Source organism: Paraburkholderia sp. (assembly GCF_034668105.1).
GTDB lineage: Bacteria > Pseudomonadota > Gammaproteobacteria > Burkholderiales > Burkholderiaceae > Paraburkholderia.
Genome location: NZ_JAXDPY010000651.1, coordinates 1 through 17,046, shown reverse-complemented (window position 1 = coordinate 17,046; position 17,046 = coordinate 1). Strand labels below are relative to the sequence as shown.

Annotated in this window: 14 protein-coding genes; 4 read left to right on the top strand and 10 right to left on the bottom strand. The window is 62.6% G+C overall.

Annotated elements, in window-relative coordinates; genetic code table 11:
• The 4 genes from QOC89_RS28785 to QOC89_RS28770 form a co-directional block, all read right to left on the bottom strand.
• Nucleotides 1–638 (bottom strand): type VI immunity family protein (locus tag QOC89_RS28785; protein ID WP_323048144.1); only part of this gene is annotated, 638 nt, incomplete at its 3' end.
• 41 nt (nt 639–679) lie between these two features.
• Nucleotides 680–1,891 (bottom strand): VRR-NUC domain-containing protein, encoded by a 1,212-nt coding sequence (locus QOC89_RS28780; RefSeq protein ID WP_323048143.1) that lies wholly within the window; start codon nt 1,889–1,891, stop codon nt 680–682.
• A 586-nt stretch (nt 1,892–2,477) separates the two neighbouring features.
• Nucleotides 2,478–3,923, bottom strand: a complete 1,446-nt coding sequence (locus QOC89_RS28775) for a DUF308 domain-containing protein (protein ID WP_323048142.1) — start codon at nt 3,921–3,923, stop codon at nt 2,478–2,480.
• Between the two features lie 196 nt (nt 3,924–4,119).
• Nucleotides 4,120–5,043, bottom strand: coding sequence for a recombination-associated protein RdgC (locus tag QOC89_RS28770; protein WP_323048141.1), 924 nt, complete (start codon nt 5,041–5,043; stop codon nt 4,120–4,122).
• 282 nt (nt 5,044–5,325) lie between these two features.
• Here QOC89_RS28770 and QOC89_RS28765 point away from each other — a divergent pair, with 282 nt between their 5' ends.
• Nucleotides 5,326–5,646 carry a hypothetical protein gene (locus tag QOC89_RS28765; protein WP_323048140.1) on the top strand — a complete coding sequence of 107 codons (321 nt, stop codon included), beginning with the start codon at nt 5,326–5,328 and terminating at the stop codon, nt 5,644–5,646.
• A 44-nt stretch (nt 5,647–5,690) separates the two neighbouring features.
• Here the strand turns inward: QOC89_RS28765 and QOC89_RS28760 are convergent, their stop codons facing one another.
• Nucleotides 5,691–6,536: a glycosyltransferase family 2 protein gene (locus QOC89_RS28760; RefSeq protein WP_323048139.1), complete on the bottom strand. Its 846-nt coding sequence runs from the start codon at nt 6,534–6,536 to the stop codon at nt 5,691–5,693.
• 78 nt (nt 6,537–6,614) lie between these two features.
• Nucleotides 6,615–6,830, bottom strand: coding sequence for a hypothetical protein (locus QOC89_RS28755; protein WP_323048138.1), 216 nt, complete (start codon nt 6,828–6,830; stop codon nt 6,615–6,617).
• Between the two features lie 193 nt (nt 6,831–7,023).
• Between QOC89_RS28755 and QOC89_RS28750 the strand changes: the two genes are divergently transcribed.
• A complete protein-coding gene (locus tag QOC89_RS28750) occupies nt 7,024–8,322 on the top strand; it encodes an O-antigen ligase family protein (protein WP_323048137.1) in 1,299 nt (432 codons plus the stop codon).
• Here the strand turns inward: QOC89_RS28750 and QOC89_RS28745 are convergent.
• A complete protein-coding gene (locus QOC89_RS28745) occupies nt 8,303–9,391 on the bottom strand; it encodes a glycosyltransferase family 4 protein (protein WP_323048136.1) in 1,089 nt (362 codons plus the stop codon). The two genes, QOC89_RS28750 and QOC89_RS28745, sit on opposite strands and share 20 nt — an antisense overlap.
• A 154-nt stretch (nt 9,392–9,545) precedes the next feature.
• Here QOC89_RS28745 and QOC89_RS28740 point away from each other — a divergent pair, with 154 nt between their 5' ends.
• Nucleotides 9,546–10,571: a glycosyltransferase gene (locus QOC89_RS28740; RefSeq protein ID WP_323048135.1), complete on the top strand. Its 1,026-nt coding sequence runs from the start codon at nt 9,546–9,548 to the stop codon at nt 10,569–10,571.
• A gap of 21 nt (nt 10,572–10,592) precedes the next feature.
• Here QOC89_RS28740 and QOC89_RS28735 read toward each other — a convergent pair whose 3' ends face one another.
• Both QOC89_RS28735 and msbA read right to left on the bottom strand, forming a co-directional pair.
• Entirely contained in the window at nt 10,593–11,636 is a 1,044-nt protein-coding gene (locus QOC89_RS28735) for a glycosyltransferase family 2 protein (protein ID WP_323048134.1), read from the bottom strand.
• Between the two features lie 258 nt (nt 11,637–11,894).
• Nucleotides 11,895–13,688, bottom strand: coding sequence for a lipid A export permease/ATP-binding protein MsbA (gene msbA / locus QOC89_RS28730; protein WP_323048133.1), 1,794 nt, complete (start codon nt 13,686–13,688; stop codon nt 11,895–11,897).
• 190 nt (nt 13,689–13,878) lie between these two features.
• On the opposite strand from msbA, the gene QOC89_RS28725 reads away from it, so the two are divergent.
• Nucleotides 13,879–14,640 (top strand): glycosyltransferase family 2 protein, encoded by a 762-nt coding sequence (locus QOC89_RS28725; RefSeq protein WP_323048132.1) that lies wholly within the window; start codon nt 13,879–13,881, stop codon nt 14,638–14,640.
• Nucleotides 14,641–14,709: 69 nt separating this feature from the next.
• Here the strand turns inward: QOC89_RS28725 and dnaE are convergent.
• A partial coding sequence (dnaE, locus tag QOC89_RS28720; protein WP_323048131.1) for a DNA polymerase III subunit alpha occupies nt 14,710–17,046 on the bottom strand: 2,337 nt, incomplete at its 5' end.

Below are 17,046 nucleotides of genomic sequence, written 5' to 3'. Positions count from 1 at the left end.
ACCCATTCCTGCGACAGGTGAGGATGGAAGTTGCATGGCAGGATGGCCGACAGGCCACCATAGCCGCCACAGACCGGAAGCTGCCTGCAGACGAACGTCAGGAATGCCTCGTACTGCTTGACGCCTTGCTGGGTGGCGATAAAGTCCATTGGCATCCAGAATTTCAGATAGGACATGCCCCGGTCGGTTCCCTTCTTGTGAACGAGACTGCTGCCAGGCATCCGGTAGTCCTGTGCCAATGCACGACTGGTTAATGTTTCAATTTGATAAGCTGCTGCGGCGTCCGGATCGGCCTCGCTGGATCGCACGGCTTCCAGTTTTTCATAAGGCGGCGTCTCGACAATGGCGCGACGGATCGCCTCGACTCCTGGACGCATCCTGCGGCCAAAGTTGCCCGTTCCCTCCGGTCCCCTTCCGCCCTTCAGGTATTCGCCAAAGAGTTCCGCGAAGCGGTCAAAGCAGGCCAGGATGCTCTTGCGCACTTCCAGCGCCGAACCGCCGCGGAAAAACACCGTGCCGATCACACCGGGCAGTACCACGAGCCGTCCCTGCCTGTCGTGCAGACACAGTTCTTCACGATAGCGCTTCAGGGCTTCTTCCGGTGTCAGCACCGGTTTTGATGATGCACTAGTACTCATCATTCAATCCGTTTGTAAGTCGTTAAGTTCAGGATCAAAGGCTAGGCGAGCTCGGCAAGCAGTACGGCCCCGCCTGCCGTTGCTGCGATCGCCACCAGCGCAGCCAGCATGCCGACCAGCACCTCGGCCAGCACCACGACAACCGCCACTCCGGCAACCAGCAGCACAACAGTTGCTACGCCCCCGACGGCGGTAATCAGGACATGCCCCCAGTCGATCTGTTTGAGCTGCGCTGCCACGAGATCAGTCTGTCTACGGATCTGTTGCCAGCCTTTCAGAAGCTCCGCCGTCGTGTAACGCCAGAGCGCGTGGCTTTTTTCATCAACGTAGCGCCACGTCTGACCCGACATATCAGCGACCCATCGGCCCTTCTCGAACAGCCAGCCCGCGCTCTCGTACAGCCACGTCTGGGTTTCGTCAGAAAGTTGGCGCACCCCCTGCCTGGTGGTATCCCATAGGGCAGCGACCCTGTTCTCAGACGAATCAGCCGCTGTTTCCAGCGCGCTCCAGGCTTCGAACCATGCCGGTTGCGGAATCGGCTTTCTTGCGCGAATGCGTGCCCGCAGGCGCCTCTTGCCCGCGAGCCAGCCCAGAAATGCCGCCTCGACAGCGGATTCGGCCAGCTCCTTCGAACGCTGATTGCCGCCTTCCACATTCAGCACGGTCATGTGCTTGATGTGACCCGCAATGGCCAAATAATCTTCTTCCTGCCCTTTGCCCCAATCGTCTCCAGGAAACTTGACCTCGACCAACCGCAGCAGGTTCGGCGTCTGGGTCCGTCCATCCTGATCGATTGTGCCCCGCCCCGGCCACCGGTTGGCCGCGTTATCCACGATGATGATATCCGGGCGGCGCATATCACCCTTTACCGCCCCTCGCAGGGGAAACGGATTGAAGGTGTGGCGTCGCCCTGCATCATCGGTGCCGTCCGATGTGCTGAGAAATGGTATGGGCGGTTCTTCTTGAGCGCTAAACGGCCGCATATCGAACGACACTTCCGCCTTGTATCTGAAGTAGTAATCCTTATCTTCTTCATCCCACCGGATTTCGGCACTCATCGCGAGCTGCTTGAGCAGACTGACGCCCACCAGCCCATCGCTTTTCTGCACCCGCAGGCTGATGTCAGGCCTCCACAGCGCCGAGCGGATTTTCTCTTCCAGATAGCCCATGCCCTGATCGGGCAACCGGGCATATTTTGGGGTTTCTTCCTTGACGGTTACAGTCGAATCAAAGGGTGCTACCGGTGTTGCCATGTTCAGCCATCCTCTCAACTATCCACATGATCTGAAAAAATATCCGCGCCCCCGCCGACCGGATACCCTGCCTCGGTTTGCAGTGTCTTGCGTGAATCAGCCACGTGCACTGGACGGGTTGCGCGGAAGACGTAAATACCGGCACCGTCTCACCCCGATCCGTCGTGATCCCGGCTCAGCGTCCGCCCGTGCGGCAGCTTGAGCGGACAGGGATGCCGGGGCCACTATCTTCCGGCAGCGGCAGTTTTCTGGCGGTGTCCAGCGGGGGAGTGCGGCGCCGCTTATTTCGACGGTGCGCTCGGGTTTCCGGTAGATCCCCGTGTGGTTATCAAGGTGATTTTTCATAGTCTCCCCCACTCATTCGCAGCGACGCAGCGTCAACTGTCAACCTGCTAATTGACCAGCTAAAAATCGTCAGGTCAACGGAATTAATTTGGGATAGACGAGTTGTGACAACTCTTGAAGAAAATGCGGCGCATCTGCCTCTGGCGAGGATCAGTGCCGTGTAATGGTCATGATGTGGTGCGGACGCAGGCCGAGCCCTTGGTCCCGAGGTATCGCACGCGGATCGCGGCCTATCAGCCGATCAATCACGCACCGCGCCCGCGGCAGGTCCGCTCGCGGTGTCGTGTGAGGCCGTGCGCGCTTCCTCGCGCCATTGCTGCCGTGAACGCAGCATTCTGCGTAAAGCGAGGCGCGCCATCTTCACCCAGCCCGACGGACGCGGGTCGGCGAGCATGCTGAGCGCGCGGGCATAGTCGAGCGTGAGGCCGGGCGTCCACGCCATCGTCGCGGCGCGTTTGCGCAATTGCGCGGCCACCCACAATTCCGGCGTCGTAATCACTCGCAAAAATGGCCGCCAGCCGCCAAGCTCGCCCCACACGCGCGCCGACGCCCCTTCGATCGCCGCTTCCAGTGCGCGCGAGACGCTGCTCGAACAATTGCGATACGTGAGGTTGTAGGTCGTGTCCTGACGATAGGTGTCCCAGAAGCGGCGCAGGCGCGCCGGGTCGTAATTGCGTATGCGCACCTGAACCGTCGACGGACACCATGCTTTCGATTCGGTCGGGTAATCGGGCTGGAACAGGCCGGGCACGTCGTTCTCGCGCGTCGCGCGCAGGAGCCGCGCGAAATCGTCAGGCGAACGATCGATCTCGACGCCCGGATACAAGCTGATATAGATGCCTTCAGGCGATTCGAGCGCGGCGTGGCCGGTTGAGATCACGCCGTTGCGATCCACCGCCGCGATATAGCGGTCGACGATCAGCTGCCGCCGCGCCTCGCCCTTTGCCGAACCGACCGGCGTCCACACATGGACGGTCAATGCGTCTTCATCGGCGGCGGGCGGCCCGTCCCACTCGACGGCGCCCAACCGCCCAGGCGCCACCGCGCTCGCCGCGGAACTGGCGGCATCCGCGCGTGCGGCGTCCCCGCTTGCGGCGTTCGCGCTTGCATCAGCCGAAGCGACCGCGGGATTCGACGCAAGACGCCGCACACGCGTGCTCAGCAAGATCATGTTCCAGCCGCCGAATATCAGCCCAAGGCCGAGACAATACGGCACCGTGCCCACATAGTGCGTTGGATACGGCTGATAGAAGAAAACCGCCAGCGCGATTTCAACGCCGCCGCCGATCATCGCGAGCCGCCATGTGCGATAGCGAACGACCTTCGCCGAGACGATCTGCAACAGGCCGTCGGCCAGAAAGAGCGTGCCGAAGATCATCGACAGAATGAAGTTGCCGTGATGATGGCCAACGAGGATCAGCGCCGCCGCGAAGCAGAATGCGAGGCCCTTCACATAGCGCAGCACGCGTTGGCCGCCCATGCCGGTCCAGGCGACCGCCAGCGTGGCGAGCCCTTCGAGCAGCAGCAACGATGCAAACAGTGTGATCGGAAAATAGAGCGCGCTGTCGAGCGCGTCGATGAACACGACCACGCCTAGCGCCAGGCTCGCCCAGCCGATCCGTTGCAACGAGCGCCAGCGCGTGCGCAGATAATCGACACCCAGCAGAATCATGACCAGTCGAACCATCGCGAGCCCCCGGTGAATGATGCGCCTTTCAGGTCGTAATCTTAACCATATTCACGGAGCTGGGGACGCGCGCGGGCACGAGACTGTGTCCGCGCCTGTCGATGCGTTCAGGAAGGGCCTGGGCGTCCTGCGAGATTCCGGCCCTATGCAAGCCGCTTCGTTGCGGCAGCATATATATCGACGCGCTTTGCTCGACTCAGGCAGCCGCGGCTTGCGGCATCGCCTCGCCCTGCTCGCCGCCCAGCGCGTCGAGCAGATCGTTCAGCATGCGATCGAGTTCCGCAGTCATCAGCGTGAGATCGGAATCGAAGCGCTCATCGTCGTTCTGCGCGGTCGGGTCGCTCGCTTCCTTGAGGACATCGAGCGGCGCGATCCGCTTGATCGTGAGCGAGGGCGTCAGCACGAACGACACGCGGTCGTTCCACGTCATCGCCAGACGCATGCATTGCTTGCCGGCTTCGATATGACGGCGCATATCTTCGGCATCCAAAGTATGTCCGACATAGCGCACCGTCGCGTTGCCTTCGGTCGGCGAGCGCAGTTCGGTGTCCTGGTCGAGTGTGAAGCCCGCCGGACCTTCGCCGGAAAGCAGCCATTCAGTCATCGCCGCAACCGGCGACTGCGTGACGCGCACGGTGCCGAGCGGCAATTGATCGATCGACTTCACCAGCAGACCGCGCACTTCGTCGGCGACCGCTTGCGAGCCCGCATCGATCACGAGCCAGCCGTTCCTGGTATCGATCCACACCCGCGTATCGCGGCGAATGCTGAAGGCGCGCGGCAGCAGGTCGTCGGTGACCTGCTCCTTGATCTCCCGCATCTGCTTGCGGCCGGGTTTGAAGCCCTGTTGTTCTTCGAGTTCGAGCGCGCGTGCCTTGGTGAATTGCGTGACGACCGAAGCCGGCAGCAGCTTCTTTTCGGTGCGGAACACCAGCAGCATCTGAGCGTTGAGCGAATACACCAGCGAGTCGTTGTCGCGCGGCGACGCCCAACCGTGGCTTTGCATCTCGACGCTGTTGCCGGGCGCGAACGCGTGCGGCGCGAGCCATTTCTCCATCTGTTCAGGGGTGACGGACCACGGAGCGGGAAGGCGGTGCAACTGGAGGTTTTTGAACCACATGGGCGGGGTCTTGTACGGGCAAAGCGCGTCATTCTATATGACCCGGCGAAGATGACGTCGTCAGATGCCTGAGTGCTCGCGGCGCCGAAGCGGTGCCTTCGCAACAGCCGTGTTCAGATAAAACCCGAAACCTTTCTAGCAACAGACCGATTCAAGCTGACGCCGCTCGAACAGTTCGGGGCGATCAAGCCGTAGTGGTTTAGCCGCATTAGTCCTGGGGCGCGCTTTACGTTCAAATCACCTAGACTTTCCAAGAAACACGCGACTTGGACGGAGGCGGCCATGGCCGATGAAACCGCACCCTGGCAGATGGTGGAGTACGAGGGCTTCGAAATTCACGTGGCGCCGTTCCTGAAAAACCCGCCCGACGAAACGAGGCCGTCAGCCGTGCAGGATAACCGCTACACGTATGTCGGCTACGTGTGTCATCCAGGCGCCGACCCGACCATTCCCGGGCATGCGGTGCCGTTCCATGCGGACGGCGAGGAGAGCTTCACGGGCAAGGATGAAGCGCTCTACGAAGGGGTGCACGTGGGGCGCAGCATCGTCGAAGGCACGCACCCGGATCTGACGGTGCTGCCGCTGGTGACGGGCGGCGTGTAACGTACGCAAAGAGTACGCAAAAGCGCGCGCCTGCGCCCATGCCCTTAACCGAACGCCCGCTTGATGCGCGACTTGAGCAGCGCGCGGCGCAAGCGGCCGGTCCGTTCAGGTTCGCTGACCGCCTGGCCGCCTTCCACCGCCGTGCCGCGGCGCAGAAAATAACGATCGAAAGTGGCTTGCGTCATGCCCCACTTGTTCAGGAACTGGCGGCGCCCATCGTTCTTGACGACCTTGCCGGTGCTCTTCTGCTGGAAGTGATAAACGAGGCTGTCGCCGACGCCGAGAAACACCCGGCAACCGGCGTCCCAGAGCTTCATCGAGAAGTCGTTGTCGCTGCTCATGCCGGGGCTCAATTCGCTGCTATAGCCGCCCAGCTTGTACCACCAGTCGCGATGCACGAGCGTGGGCGGCCATGTGGCGCCGCGCCAGTCGGCGCGCACGAGTTTCGGCGTGGCGGCCACCAGTTCGTCGGCGCGGAAACTTTTCACATCGCGGCCGAAGTTCTGCACGACGACGCACGGATTGCCGGAGTCGACCGGCTCGACCATCGTGCCGGACAGCATGAACAGATTGTCGGCCGGCATCTGCGCAAGACGCTTGACGAGCGCGTCGTCCCAGCCGGGGCAGCAGTACATGTCGTCGTTCATGTAGACGATGTAGTCCTGCGTGGCGCGCGCCGCCGCGATATTGACCGCATGACAGATGCCGATATTGCCGGGCGACGCGGTATGTTCGATACCCTCGCCGCGCACCCAGTCCAGGGTGCCGTCCGAGCCGTCGTTCACGTGCACGATGATCTGATGCGCGTGCGTGGAATGACGCCGCAAGCTCTCGATCACGAGCTGCAGGTAAGGCAGATTATTCCAGGTCGGGATGATGATTGTGAACATCGATTCGGTCCGTTGAGCTTGCTGTCGGCGCGAGCGCGGTGCAACTCCGCATTGGCAATCCGGTGTGGTGCAGTGCAATTAAATGGCCACCGTGCCGGCAATATCACCGGGTGCGGCGTTGAAGAATCGCTGTCGGCCGCCGTCGGCATGAATGCCTGCGGACGCCTTGGAAACCCGCGGCCGCCCAGACAACCAGACAGCATCGCCCATCTGTTTCGCCGGGGATTGTACCGCCGCCACCCGCTCATACGACAAATACCTGGTCCGCCAGCCATGATGGCCGTCTTTGAGCAAGACCTTCCGTGCAACGCGACAGCGGTTGCGGCACCTCCGTCGACGCGTGACTGACTGTGTGCTTCAGCAAGCATTCCGCAAGGGATCGCACGGTTATAATCGCGATCGCTCTACCGTCTTAAAAATGCACCCAAGGGTCCGGCCATAGCAATTCCACCACCGGAACGGTAGTGTTCTTACATATTGTTGCCCTATGATTTTTGCTCCCAGTCTGGTCTGGCTCAGCACAGCCCTGCTGTTTTTCGCGCCCGCGGTCAATCTCGTGTGGCGCGGCGGCACGGGCTACTGCTTCTTTGCAATTCTCGCGCTGGCGCTCGGCGCCGCCGTGGCCAACCGGCGCATGCCGGGCTATTTCTCCGGCCTGCGCACTTACCGCTGGTTCACGATCGGCATGCTGGCATTCGTCGTAGCCATCGCCGTCCAGCAGGCGCTGTTCGGCTACTGGCTGCCACGTCAATTCGACGCATTGTCGCGCTTCGTGCTTGCCCTGCCGGTCTTTCTGCTGCTGCGGCAGTTGCCGTCCAGGCATCTGCGCGTGATCGGCTGGGGGTGTGCCGCCGGCGCGTTGGCAGTCGGCGCCTGGGCGCTCATGGATCAACCCCCTGGCGGCTGGACGGATGCGAATCGTCTGAATAATTCCTATACGAATGCGATACCGTTCGGCGACACCGCGCTGCTGCTCGGTTTTCTGTCGGTTTTCACGTTGGGCTGGGACAAGCCGCGTAACGGATTCGTCTTCGGGCTACGGTTGCTGGCGCTGGTGGGCGGCGGCTACGCGTCCTATCTGTCGGGCAGCCGCGGCGGCTGGCTGGCCGTGCCCGTGTTCGTCGTGCTGCTCGGCATGCAGTATCAGTGGTACACGCACAAGAAGCGTCTCCTGATCACGACGCTGGCGATCGTGATCGCCGCGGGTGCGCTGCTGTCGACCGAACGAATTCAGAAGCGTCTCGGCGAAGTGACCAACGACGTGTCGATGATGCATCAGGGCGAAGACTACACATCGGTCGGCCTGCGCTTTCAGTTGTGGAATGCGTCCGGCCTGATCTTTACGCATCATCCGGTGTTCGGCGTCGGCAAGGGGCGTCTGGTGGACGAACTGGGACTGCTCGCGAAGCGTGGCGAAGTGAAGACCGAGATCGTCAACGAGCGCGCCCATAGCGACTTTTTCTCGACGCTTGCCGAGATGGGCGCAATCGGCGTGATATGTCTGCTGTTGTTCTACTACGGCATCTCCGTGTACTTCTGGCGTCACCGGCTGTCGAGCGATCCGGCGATTCGCGCGGCGTCCTATGCGGGGTTGGCGGTTGCCACCAGCACGGTGATTTTCGGACTGACCATCGACGTTCTCGTGCCGATCATGGTCACCGTGCTGCTCGCGCTGCTAGTCGCTACGTTTCTCGCGGTGATCGATTCGCGCAAGCGCGAATTGGCGACGGCGCAACCGGCAGCGACACGCGCCGCCCGTCAAACCACTACAGGCCTGAGCGCGTAAACCGTTCGTAGAGCGCGGCGACGTGAGCGTCGACGCTCGGGTTGTAGACCAGACTCTTCAGCGGCTCGGCAATACGTGCGTCGCCGTCCCGCACACGCGCCATCGCGGCCTGAATGGCGCGCTCGAAGCTCCCCGCCGACTGCCGCGAAAACTCGATCTTCGCCGCCCCGGTCACGGTCTCCGCCGATCCGACGTTGTCGGCGATCACCAGCGGCGTGCCGCACATCACCGACTCCACACCCACCAGACCGAACGGCTCGTATGCCGACGCCACCACGGTAAAGTCGGCTGCGGCGAACAGTTTTTCGATCTCCTTGCAGTACCCGACATAGCGAATCGTGTCGCTGGTTTTCGGTACCGGCCGGCCGGCCACCACAAGGCAAACCGGCAGCGTGGTTTGGGCAAAAAACGCTTCCAGCAAAGGGTAGCCTTTGCGTTCGTGACTGGTCGACGAAAACACGAAAATCACGCGGTCCTCGGGCAGACCGAACTGGCGGCGCACCGCGGCTCGCTCTGCGTCGTTCAGCGGCTGAAAACGCGCGGTGTCCACGGGGGGATAGAGGACGTCGATGCGCTCGGCCGGCACGCCGTAAAAACGTTGCAACTCGCGGCTCATCAGTTGCGAATGCGCGACGATCGTACGCGCCTGTGAATAGACGCGCCGCTCCATATCGATTTGCCATTGGTCGCTACGGCGCGCGGTGCGGCCGGCGGCTTCGAGCGAACCCGGATGCGTGCCGCCGCACAACGCGACGTCGGCATGCGTGGAGTGATTGATCGAGAAAACGCACGCCGGACGGTGCCGTTTCAGCCGTTGCTTGAGGCGCCAGTCGAACGCGAGATTGCGAAGCTTGCGCGGCGCCCAGCGGACATTGAGCGGCTGGGCGTCGACCCACGCCGCCTCAGGCAGCGCGCGGTCGATCTCACGGGCGAACAACGTGGGACGCAGGCCCATTCGATGCAAGCCGGCAATCACGTCGCGCGTGTAGCGTTCGGCGCCACCACTGTTTTTCAGCGCCTGGGCGGTCAGGGCGATGTCGGTGACAGGACGCCGGGTCGGATCGGACAAGGATCGGTTCTCTGTGAAGCGCCCGCGCGGTAGAGGACCGTGCGGACTGGTTTTCAGGGCAGCGGCAATTGTAAAGGATGGGCCTGGCGGGCTACATGACGTTGCCCACCCGTCACCGATTAGAATCTAGCGCAACCGCACCCGACCCTATTCCATGACCGCTAGCCCGTCGACCAGCCCCGAATCCGCAGCGTCAGACACTGACCGCCCGCTCGTATCGATCCTGCTGATCGCCTACAACCAGGAAAAGCAGATCGCCGACGCCGTGCGGAGCGCCCTCGCGCAAACCTATACGCCGCTCGAAATCATCATCTCGGACGACGCCTCCAGCGACGCCACGTTCGCCGCGATCAAAGCCGCGATCGCCGGCTACAGCGGCCCACACAAAGTGATCGCACGCCGCAACGCGGCCAACCGGGGCATCAGCGCGCATCTATCGCAAATCGCGCAACTGGCTGACGGCGAACTGCTGTTCGTGGCCGCGGGCGACGACATGTCCGTGCCGAACCGCTGTGAGCGGGTGGTCGATTTCTGGCTCGCCCATGATCGCCGCCCGGATCTGATCGCCACCGACCTCGCGGACATGGACGAAGCCGGCAACGTCCACGAACGCATGTCGCCGACCGAACTCGACACCTATCGCAGTTTCGACGACTGGCTCGCCGGCCGCCCGTGGCTCATCGGCGCCGCGCATACATGGTCGCGCCGGTTGTTCGAGCGCTTCGGCCCCATGCTGCCGGGCGCCGCCGCGGAAGATCAGATCATGGTGTTGCGCGCGATCCTGTCGGGCGGCGCCGCGAGTCTGCGCGAACCGCTGGTGCGCTACCGGCGCGGCGGACTGTCGCGCAAACGCCGGTATCGATCGGTAGATGAGTTGATTGCGCGCATGCGCCAAAGCAATCGCCATGGACTGGCGGAACTCGCACAGTTACAGCGCGACGCCGAGACCGGCGGTGTGGGCGAACGCATGCGCACGGCGCTGGCGTCCAAGCTCGCGCGCGAGCAATTCATTCACGCGATGTTCGAAGCGGGCAGTCCCGGAGAACGAATCGGGCTGCTTACGCGCAGTCCCAACGTCAAGCTCGGGTTACGCATGCGCATGTTTCTGTATGCGACATGTCCGGCGCTCTACGCGCCGGGCATCTGGCTCAAGCGGATCGTGCGCAAAAACGGCCGCTGAAACCGCCGGCCGCAAGGCGCTTCAGGAGGCGCTGCGCCGCCCGCGCAAGCGCCGGGCGAACGGCTGCTGCGCCTCGACACCGAAGCTCAGCAGACTCTTGCGCAAGCGCCGCATCATCTTCATCGCCCGCAAGAAGGTCTCGCCGGTGTGGCTGAGCAGCACGAATTCGAGCGCGCCGCGCCAGTTTTCGATGCCGCGCGAGAACGCGTTCATATCGTCGCGCGCATCGAGCGGCAGTTCAGCGCCGAAACGCCGCCCGAACAATTGAATCTGATCCGCGATGCCCTCGATCTGACGCCGTTTGCTGGCGCCGCGCCGCTCGGCCGCCGCGAGCTTGCATTCGTCGCGCGCACCGGCCGCCGACCGCTGATTGGTCGCACTCGCGCCAACCGCGTTGCTGTCGTGCTGGCGATATTTCAGATGCGGCGCCGCCACGTGATGGATCTCGCCGAACGATGCCACCACCATGGCCAGCCACCAGTCGTGCATCACGATACCGGCGGGGAACGGCAGCGCGCGCTTCAGCGCGGCGCGGTTGACCAGCATCGCGCAGCCTGGGATATGGTTGCTCAGCAGAAAATCCCGCAGACGCTCGGCGCGGCACGACTTGGCGGTGATATCGAAGAGCGACTTCGACAGACGGCACAGCCTCGCATCCACCAATTCGATGTCGCAGAATGCCAGCGCCGGTGTGGCGACGCCGCGAGCCTTTTCCACGGCTTGCAATTCGTGCATCAGGTCGGAGAGTTTTTCGGGCGCCCAGACGTCGTCCTGATCCGCCAGTGCGACGTACTCCCCGCGGCAGCCCGCCAGCGCACGCTCGAAATTGCGCACAATGCCGACCCGCTCGGCACGTGGCATCAGCCGAACCTGCACGCGGCCGGCGTACGCGGCCAATAGTTCGGGCGTGCCGTCGGTGGAAGCGTCGTCGGATACCACCACCTCGAGATTCGGCCAGCTTTGCGCTTCCAGCGAAGCCAGAAGCTCGGGCAGATAAGTGCGGCCGTTATAGGTTGCAAGCGCAATCGAAACCAGTGGTTTGCTGATGGGATCGTCGTGATTCATCGCCAGGAGGTTTTCCTCTGCGGAATAGGGTCGTCGGTCGTCAGCATGCGTTTACTGTAAAAAAAGTGCAACAAAATAAGACGAAAACACAACACCATCCCAAAAATGGGCTAAAAGCCCCGGTAGACAAGCGGTTGTAAGCGAAGGAGACGAAGCTCGCGAGAAATGCCGCGAGCCTGTGTCAGCTGGCGCGGCCGGAAAGCGCCTGGAAGGGGCGCCATCCGGCTGGTTGTCGCGGCATGCGGAAAGTTGGGCTGATCAGGCTGCGTCCTGCTGAAACTGGATGCGGTGCAAATGGGCGTACAGCCCATTTTGCGTCAGCAGTTCGCGATGGCTGCCGCGTTCGACGATCCGCCCCGCTTCCATCACCAGAATCCGGTCGGCCCGTTCGATGGTCGACAAACGGTGTGCGATCACGAGCGTGGTACGGCCCTTCATCAAGGTTTCCAGAGCGGCCTGCACGTGACGCTCGGATTCCGAATCCAGCGCCGAAGTGGCTTCGTCGAGAATCAGGATCGGCGCATTTTTGTAGATTGCGCGCGCAATCGCCAGACGCTGGCGTTGGCCGCCCGACAGCATCATGCCGTTGTCGCCCACCAACGTATCGATGCCGTTGGGCATCGCCTCGACGGTGTCCCACAAGTTGGCAGCGTGCAGCGCCGCCTTGACCTTGTCACGGTCGGCCGTCTGGCCATAAGCGACGTTGTTGGCCACCGTGTCGTTGAACAGCACGACGTCCTGGCTCACCATTGCGATCTGGCTGCGCAGCGCGTGCAGGTCATATTCCGGCAGCGCGACGCCGTCGACCAGAATCTCGCCGCCGGTCGGATCGAAAAAGCGCGGCAGCAGATTGACGAGCGTGGTCTTGCCGCTGCCTGACGGGCCCGCGAGCGCGACCATCTCACCCGGCGCCACCTTGAACGACACGCGGTCGAGCGTGTGGCGGTTATGCGTGGCGTTGCTGCCGTACGTGAACGAGACGTCGCGGAATTCTACTTCGCCGCGGGCGCGCTCGAGCGGCTTGCCGCCGCCCTCCGGTTCGGACGGCTCGTCGATCAGCCCGAAAATCAGTTCGCACGCCGTCATGCCGCGCTGCAGTGGCTGGTTCACGTCCATCAGATGCTTGAGCGGCGAGATGATCAGCAGCATGGACGTAACGAAGGCGACAAACCCGCCGACCGTGGTCTGATCCGACGACGACTGCACCACCGCGATGGTGATCACCACCGCAAGCGCAATCGACGAGAGGAACTGCGTCAACGGTTGCGCAAGGCCGCCGGAGACCGTCATGCGCATGGCGTAGCCGCGCAGACGCTTGCTCATCGCCGTGAAGCGGTCGGTCTCGTACTGTTCGCCGTTGTGCACCTTGACGACCTTGTAGCCACCCACTGTCTCTTCGACGATGTACGACAGTTCGTTGGTCAGCAGTTGATGCTCGCGATTCAGGCGCCGCAAACGGCGGTTGATCTTGCCGACCAGCCAGCCGATTCCCGGCAGCAGCACCGCGACGATCAGCGTCAGGCGCCAGTTCAAATAGAACAGATAACCAAGCAGGAAGACGACTGTCAGCGAATCGCGCACCAGCGTGACCATCACGCTCAACAGCACGTTGAGAATCTGGTTCACCTCGAAGACGATCGCGTTGATCACCGTGCTCGCGGTTTCGCGCTGGAAGAACGCCACGCTCGTGTGGATCATGCGATTGAACATCTTCAGCCGCAGTTCGAGCAGGATCTTGTTCGACACGTAGGCGAGCAGATAGCCGGATGCGTATTGCGACACGCCGCGAATCAGCGCAAGGCCGATGACCGCGACCGGCACGAACCATTTGGCGTTGTCGCTTGCATGCGTGCCGAAGCCCTTGTCCAGCAGCGGCTTGAGCAACGCGGGAATCGCTGCGTCGGTGCCGGCGCTCACGGCCATTGCGACGATTGCGCCGACCACCACCCACATCAGCGGCTTGATATACGGCCACAGGCGTCGAAAGACGACTGCGGGCGACGATGCTTCACCTGAACCGAGGGGTTTGCTTAACGTTGGCTTCGCGCTCAAGGAATCCTCTGAGAATGCGGAACAGCATCCGCACAACGGGCGGATGACCGCCGCGCGGAATGCCTGACGCGTGGAATATCAAAAAAATGCATTGTAAACGGTTGGGGATGGCGGCCGGGGATATGGATCGGGCGGGTTGTATACTTGCGCGACTCGTTCCCTCCCCCTGCACCCTCCACGCAATTCAGGTATGCAAGAAACCACCCTCGGCGTCGCCATCATCACCAAAAACGCGGCGGCGCGACTGGCCGAATGCCTGCAGGCCGTGGCCTTCGCCGATCAGATCGTCGTAATCGACGGCGGCAGCACCGACGGGACCGCTGACATCGCCCGGGCACACGGCGCGCGCGTGCTCGAGCAAACCGACTGGCCGGGCTTCGGCCCACAAAAAAACCGTGCGGTGGACGCGCTCACCACCAGCTGGATTCTCTCGATCGACGCCGACGAAATCGTTTCGCCGGAACTCGCCGCGGCGATCCGCGCGGCGCTCACGGCGCCCACCGCCGACGTCTACGCGGTGGACAGGTTGTCGAGCTTTTGCGGCCACTGGATTCATCACAGCGGCTGGTATCCCGACTGGATTCCGCGCCTGTTCAAACGGGGCGCTGCGCGTTTCTCCGACGACCTCGTGCACGAGCGCCTGGTGTTCGACACCCCGTCGCAGCGGCTGACCGGCAAGCTGATGCACTATTCCTACGAGGACTTCGAGGGCGTATTGCGCAAGCTCGACGCGTATTCGAGCGCGGGTGCGCAGCAACGTCATGCGGCAGGCAAGCGTGGCAGTTTCGGCAAGGCGCTCGGGCGTGGCGCATGGGCCTTTGTGCGGACCTATGTGCTGCGGCGCGGATTTCTCGACGGCCGCGCGGGCTTCATGATCGCGGTGTTCAACGCGGAAACGGTGTACTACCGGTTTCTGAAGCTGGCGCGGCTGGGGGAAAAGACGCGGCGCTAGAGGTGGCCGGGGCGGGCCGACCAGACGTCAAATTCCCGTCGCGGCTCGCGTCTTTCAGCGCGGGCCGAATCAATAAACGATTTCGATCGAGCTGCCGGCAAACTCGCCGCGCAATGCCGCGAGCAGTTCGTCGGTCGGCTTCACGCGCCACGCGTCGCCCAGACGCATTTCGCCTTGCGCATTCTCGCTGCGATAAACCACCTGCACGGCGAGGCCGTTCGGAATCTGCACCGCCTGGCGCTGCCCACCGCCGCCATAACCGCCGCCGTTGCGACCACCGCCTGCGCCATTGCCATTGCCGCGCGATGACGCCGCCGGTGCCAGCGCAGCTTGTGGCTCGTCTTTACCCGCGCTATGCGCTTCGAGCACGCGCCGCAACGCCAATGCGTCGGCGTTACCGTTCATCTGCACCTTCACGGCTTCCGCATAACGGCAACGTGCGCGGCCGAGATCCATCACCGTGTCGACCGTGAAACGGATGCCGCCCGTAAATGCGTCGTTACGCGCCTGGCCTTGCACTACCAGCAATTCGTCTTCCTTGAACAACTGCTTGTGCGCTTCAAATGTCTCGTTGAAGACGGTCACTTCGCATTGGCCGGTGCCGTCGTCGAGCAACGCGATCAGCATCTTGCCGCGCTGGGTCATCTGCGTGCGCAGCGACGCGATTACACCCGCGACCAGCTTGTCGCGCCCTTCCTTCAGTTCGCCGATTTTCTGACGCACGAAACGGCGCACTTCGTCTTTATAGGCGTCGAACAGGTGGCCCGACAGGTAGAAGCCGAGCGCGGCCTTTTCTTCCTGCAGCTTCTTCTTCTCCGGCCACTCCGGCTCGTCGACCAGCTCGTGACCTTGCGACGGCGCGTCGCCCATGTCGAACAGGCCCGCCTGCATCGCATTGGCGCTTGCCTGTTCGGCGGCTTCCATGGCCAGCGAGACGGAGGCGATCAGCTGCGCGCGATTCGCGTGCAGCGTGTCGAACGCGCCGGCGCGGATCAAGGCTTCCACCGTGCGGCGATTGACGATCCGGCGATCGACCCGGTTGCAGAAATCGAAGATGTCGATGAACGGACCTTCTTCACGTGCACGGATGATTTCTTCGATCGCGTTCTGGCCGCTGCCCTTGATTGCGCCGAGACCATAGCGGATGGTTTTCGACCGCTTGCCGTCCGCTTCCGCGACCGGCTCGAAACGGTATGCGGACAGATTGACGTCGGGCGGCAGCACGGCCATCTTGTTCGTGAGGCAATCCTCGAACAGGATCTTGACCTTATCCGTGTCGTCCATGGCGAGCGACATATTCGCCGCCATGAATTCGGCCGGATGGTGCGCCTTCAGCCACGCGGTGTAGTACGCGAGCAGTGCATACGCTGCCGCGTGCGACTTGTTGAAGCCGTAGCCCGCGAACTTCTCCATCAAGTCGAAGATTTCGTCCGCTTTCTCGCCGGTCAGACCGTTTTTCGAGGCCCCCTGGCGGAACAGCTCACGGTGCTCGGCCATTTCCTCGGCCTTCTTCTTACCCATCGCGCGGCGCAGTAAATCGGCGCCACCGAGCGAGTAGCCGCCGATGATCTGCGCCATCTGCATCACCTGCTCCTGATAGACCATGATGCCGTAGGTCTCTTTCAGAACAGGTTCGACGCGCGGATCCGGATACTCCACCACTTCGCGGCCGTGCTTACGCGCGCAAAAGCTCGGGATCAGATCCATTGGGCCCGGACGGTACAACGCGACCAGCGCGATGATGTCTTCGAAGCGGTCAGGCTGTGCGTCTTTCAGCATGCCTTGCATGCCGCGGCTTTCCAGCTGGAACACGGCGACCGTGTTCGCTTTCTTCAGGATCGAGAACGACGCCGCGTCGTCGAGCGGCACCTGCGCGAGCGACCAGTCTTGCTTCGACGGATCGAGACGGCGAATATAGCGCTCGGCCCAATCGAGAATTGTCAGCGTGGTCAGACCCAAAAAGTCGAACTTCACGAGGCCGACGGCTTCGACGTCGTCTTTGTCGTACTGGCTCACGACGCCGCTTTCGTCGCCCTGCGTATAGAGCGGGCAGAAATCGGTCAGTTTGCCGGGCGCGATCAGTACGCCGCCGGCGTGCATCCCGACGTTACGCGTGAGGCCTTCCACGCGCTGCGCGAGTTCGAGCAACTGGTGCACTTCGTCTTCGTTGTCGAAGCGCTCCTGCAACAGCGGCTCTTCCTTCATCGCGTCGGCGATGGTGACGTGTTTGCCCGGCTTGAACGGAATCAGCTTGGCGATGCCGTCCGTGAACATGTAGCCGAGATCGAGCACGCGGCCGATGTCGCGCACCGCCGCTTTCGCCGCCATCGTGCCGAAGGTGGCGATCTGCGACACGGCATCCGCGCCGTACTTCTCCTTGACGTACTGAATCACACGGTCGCGGCC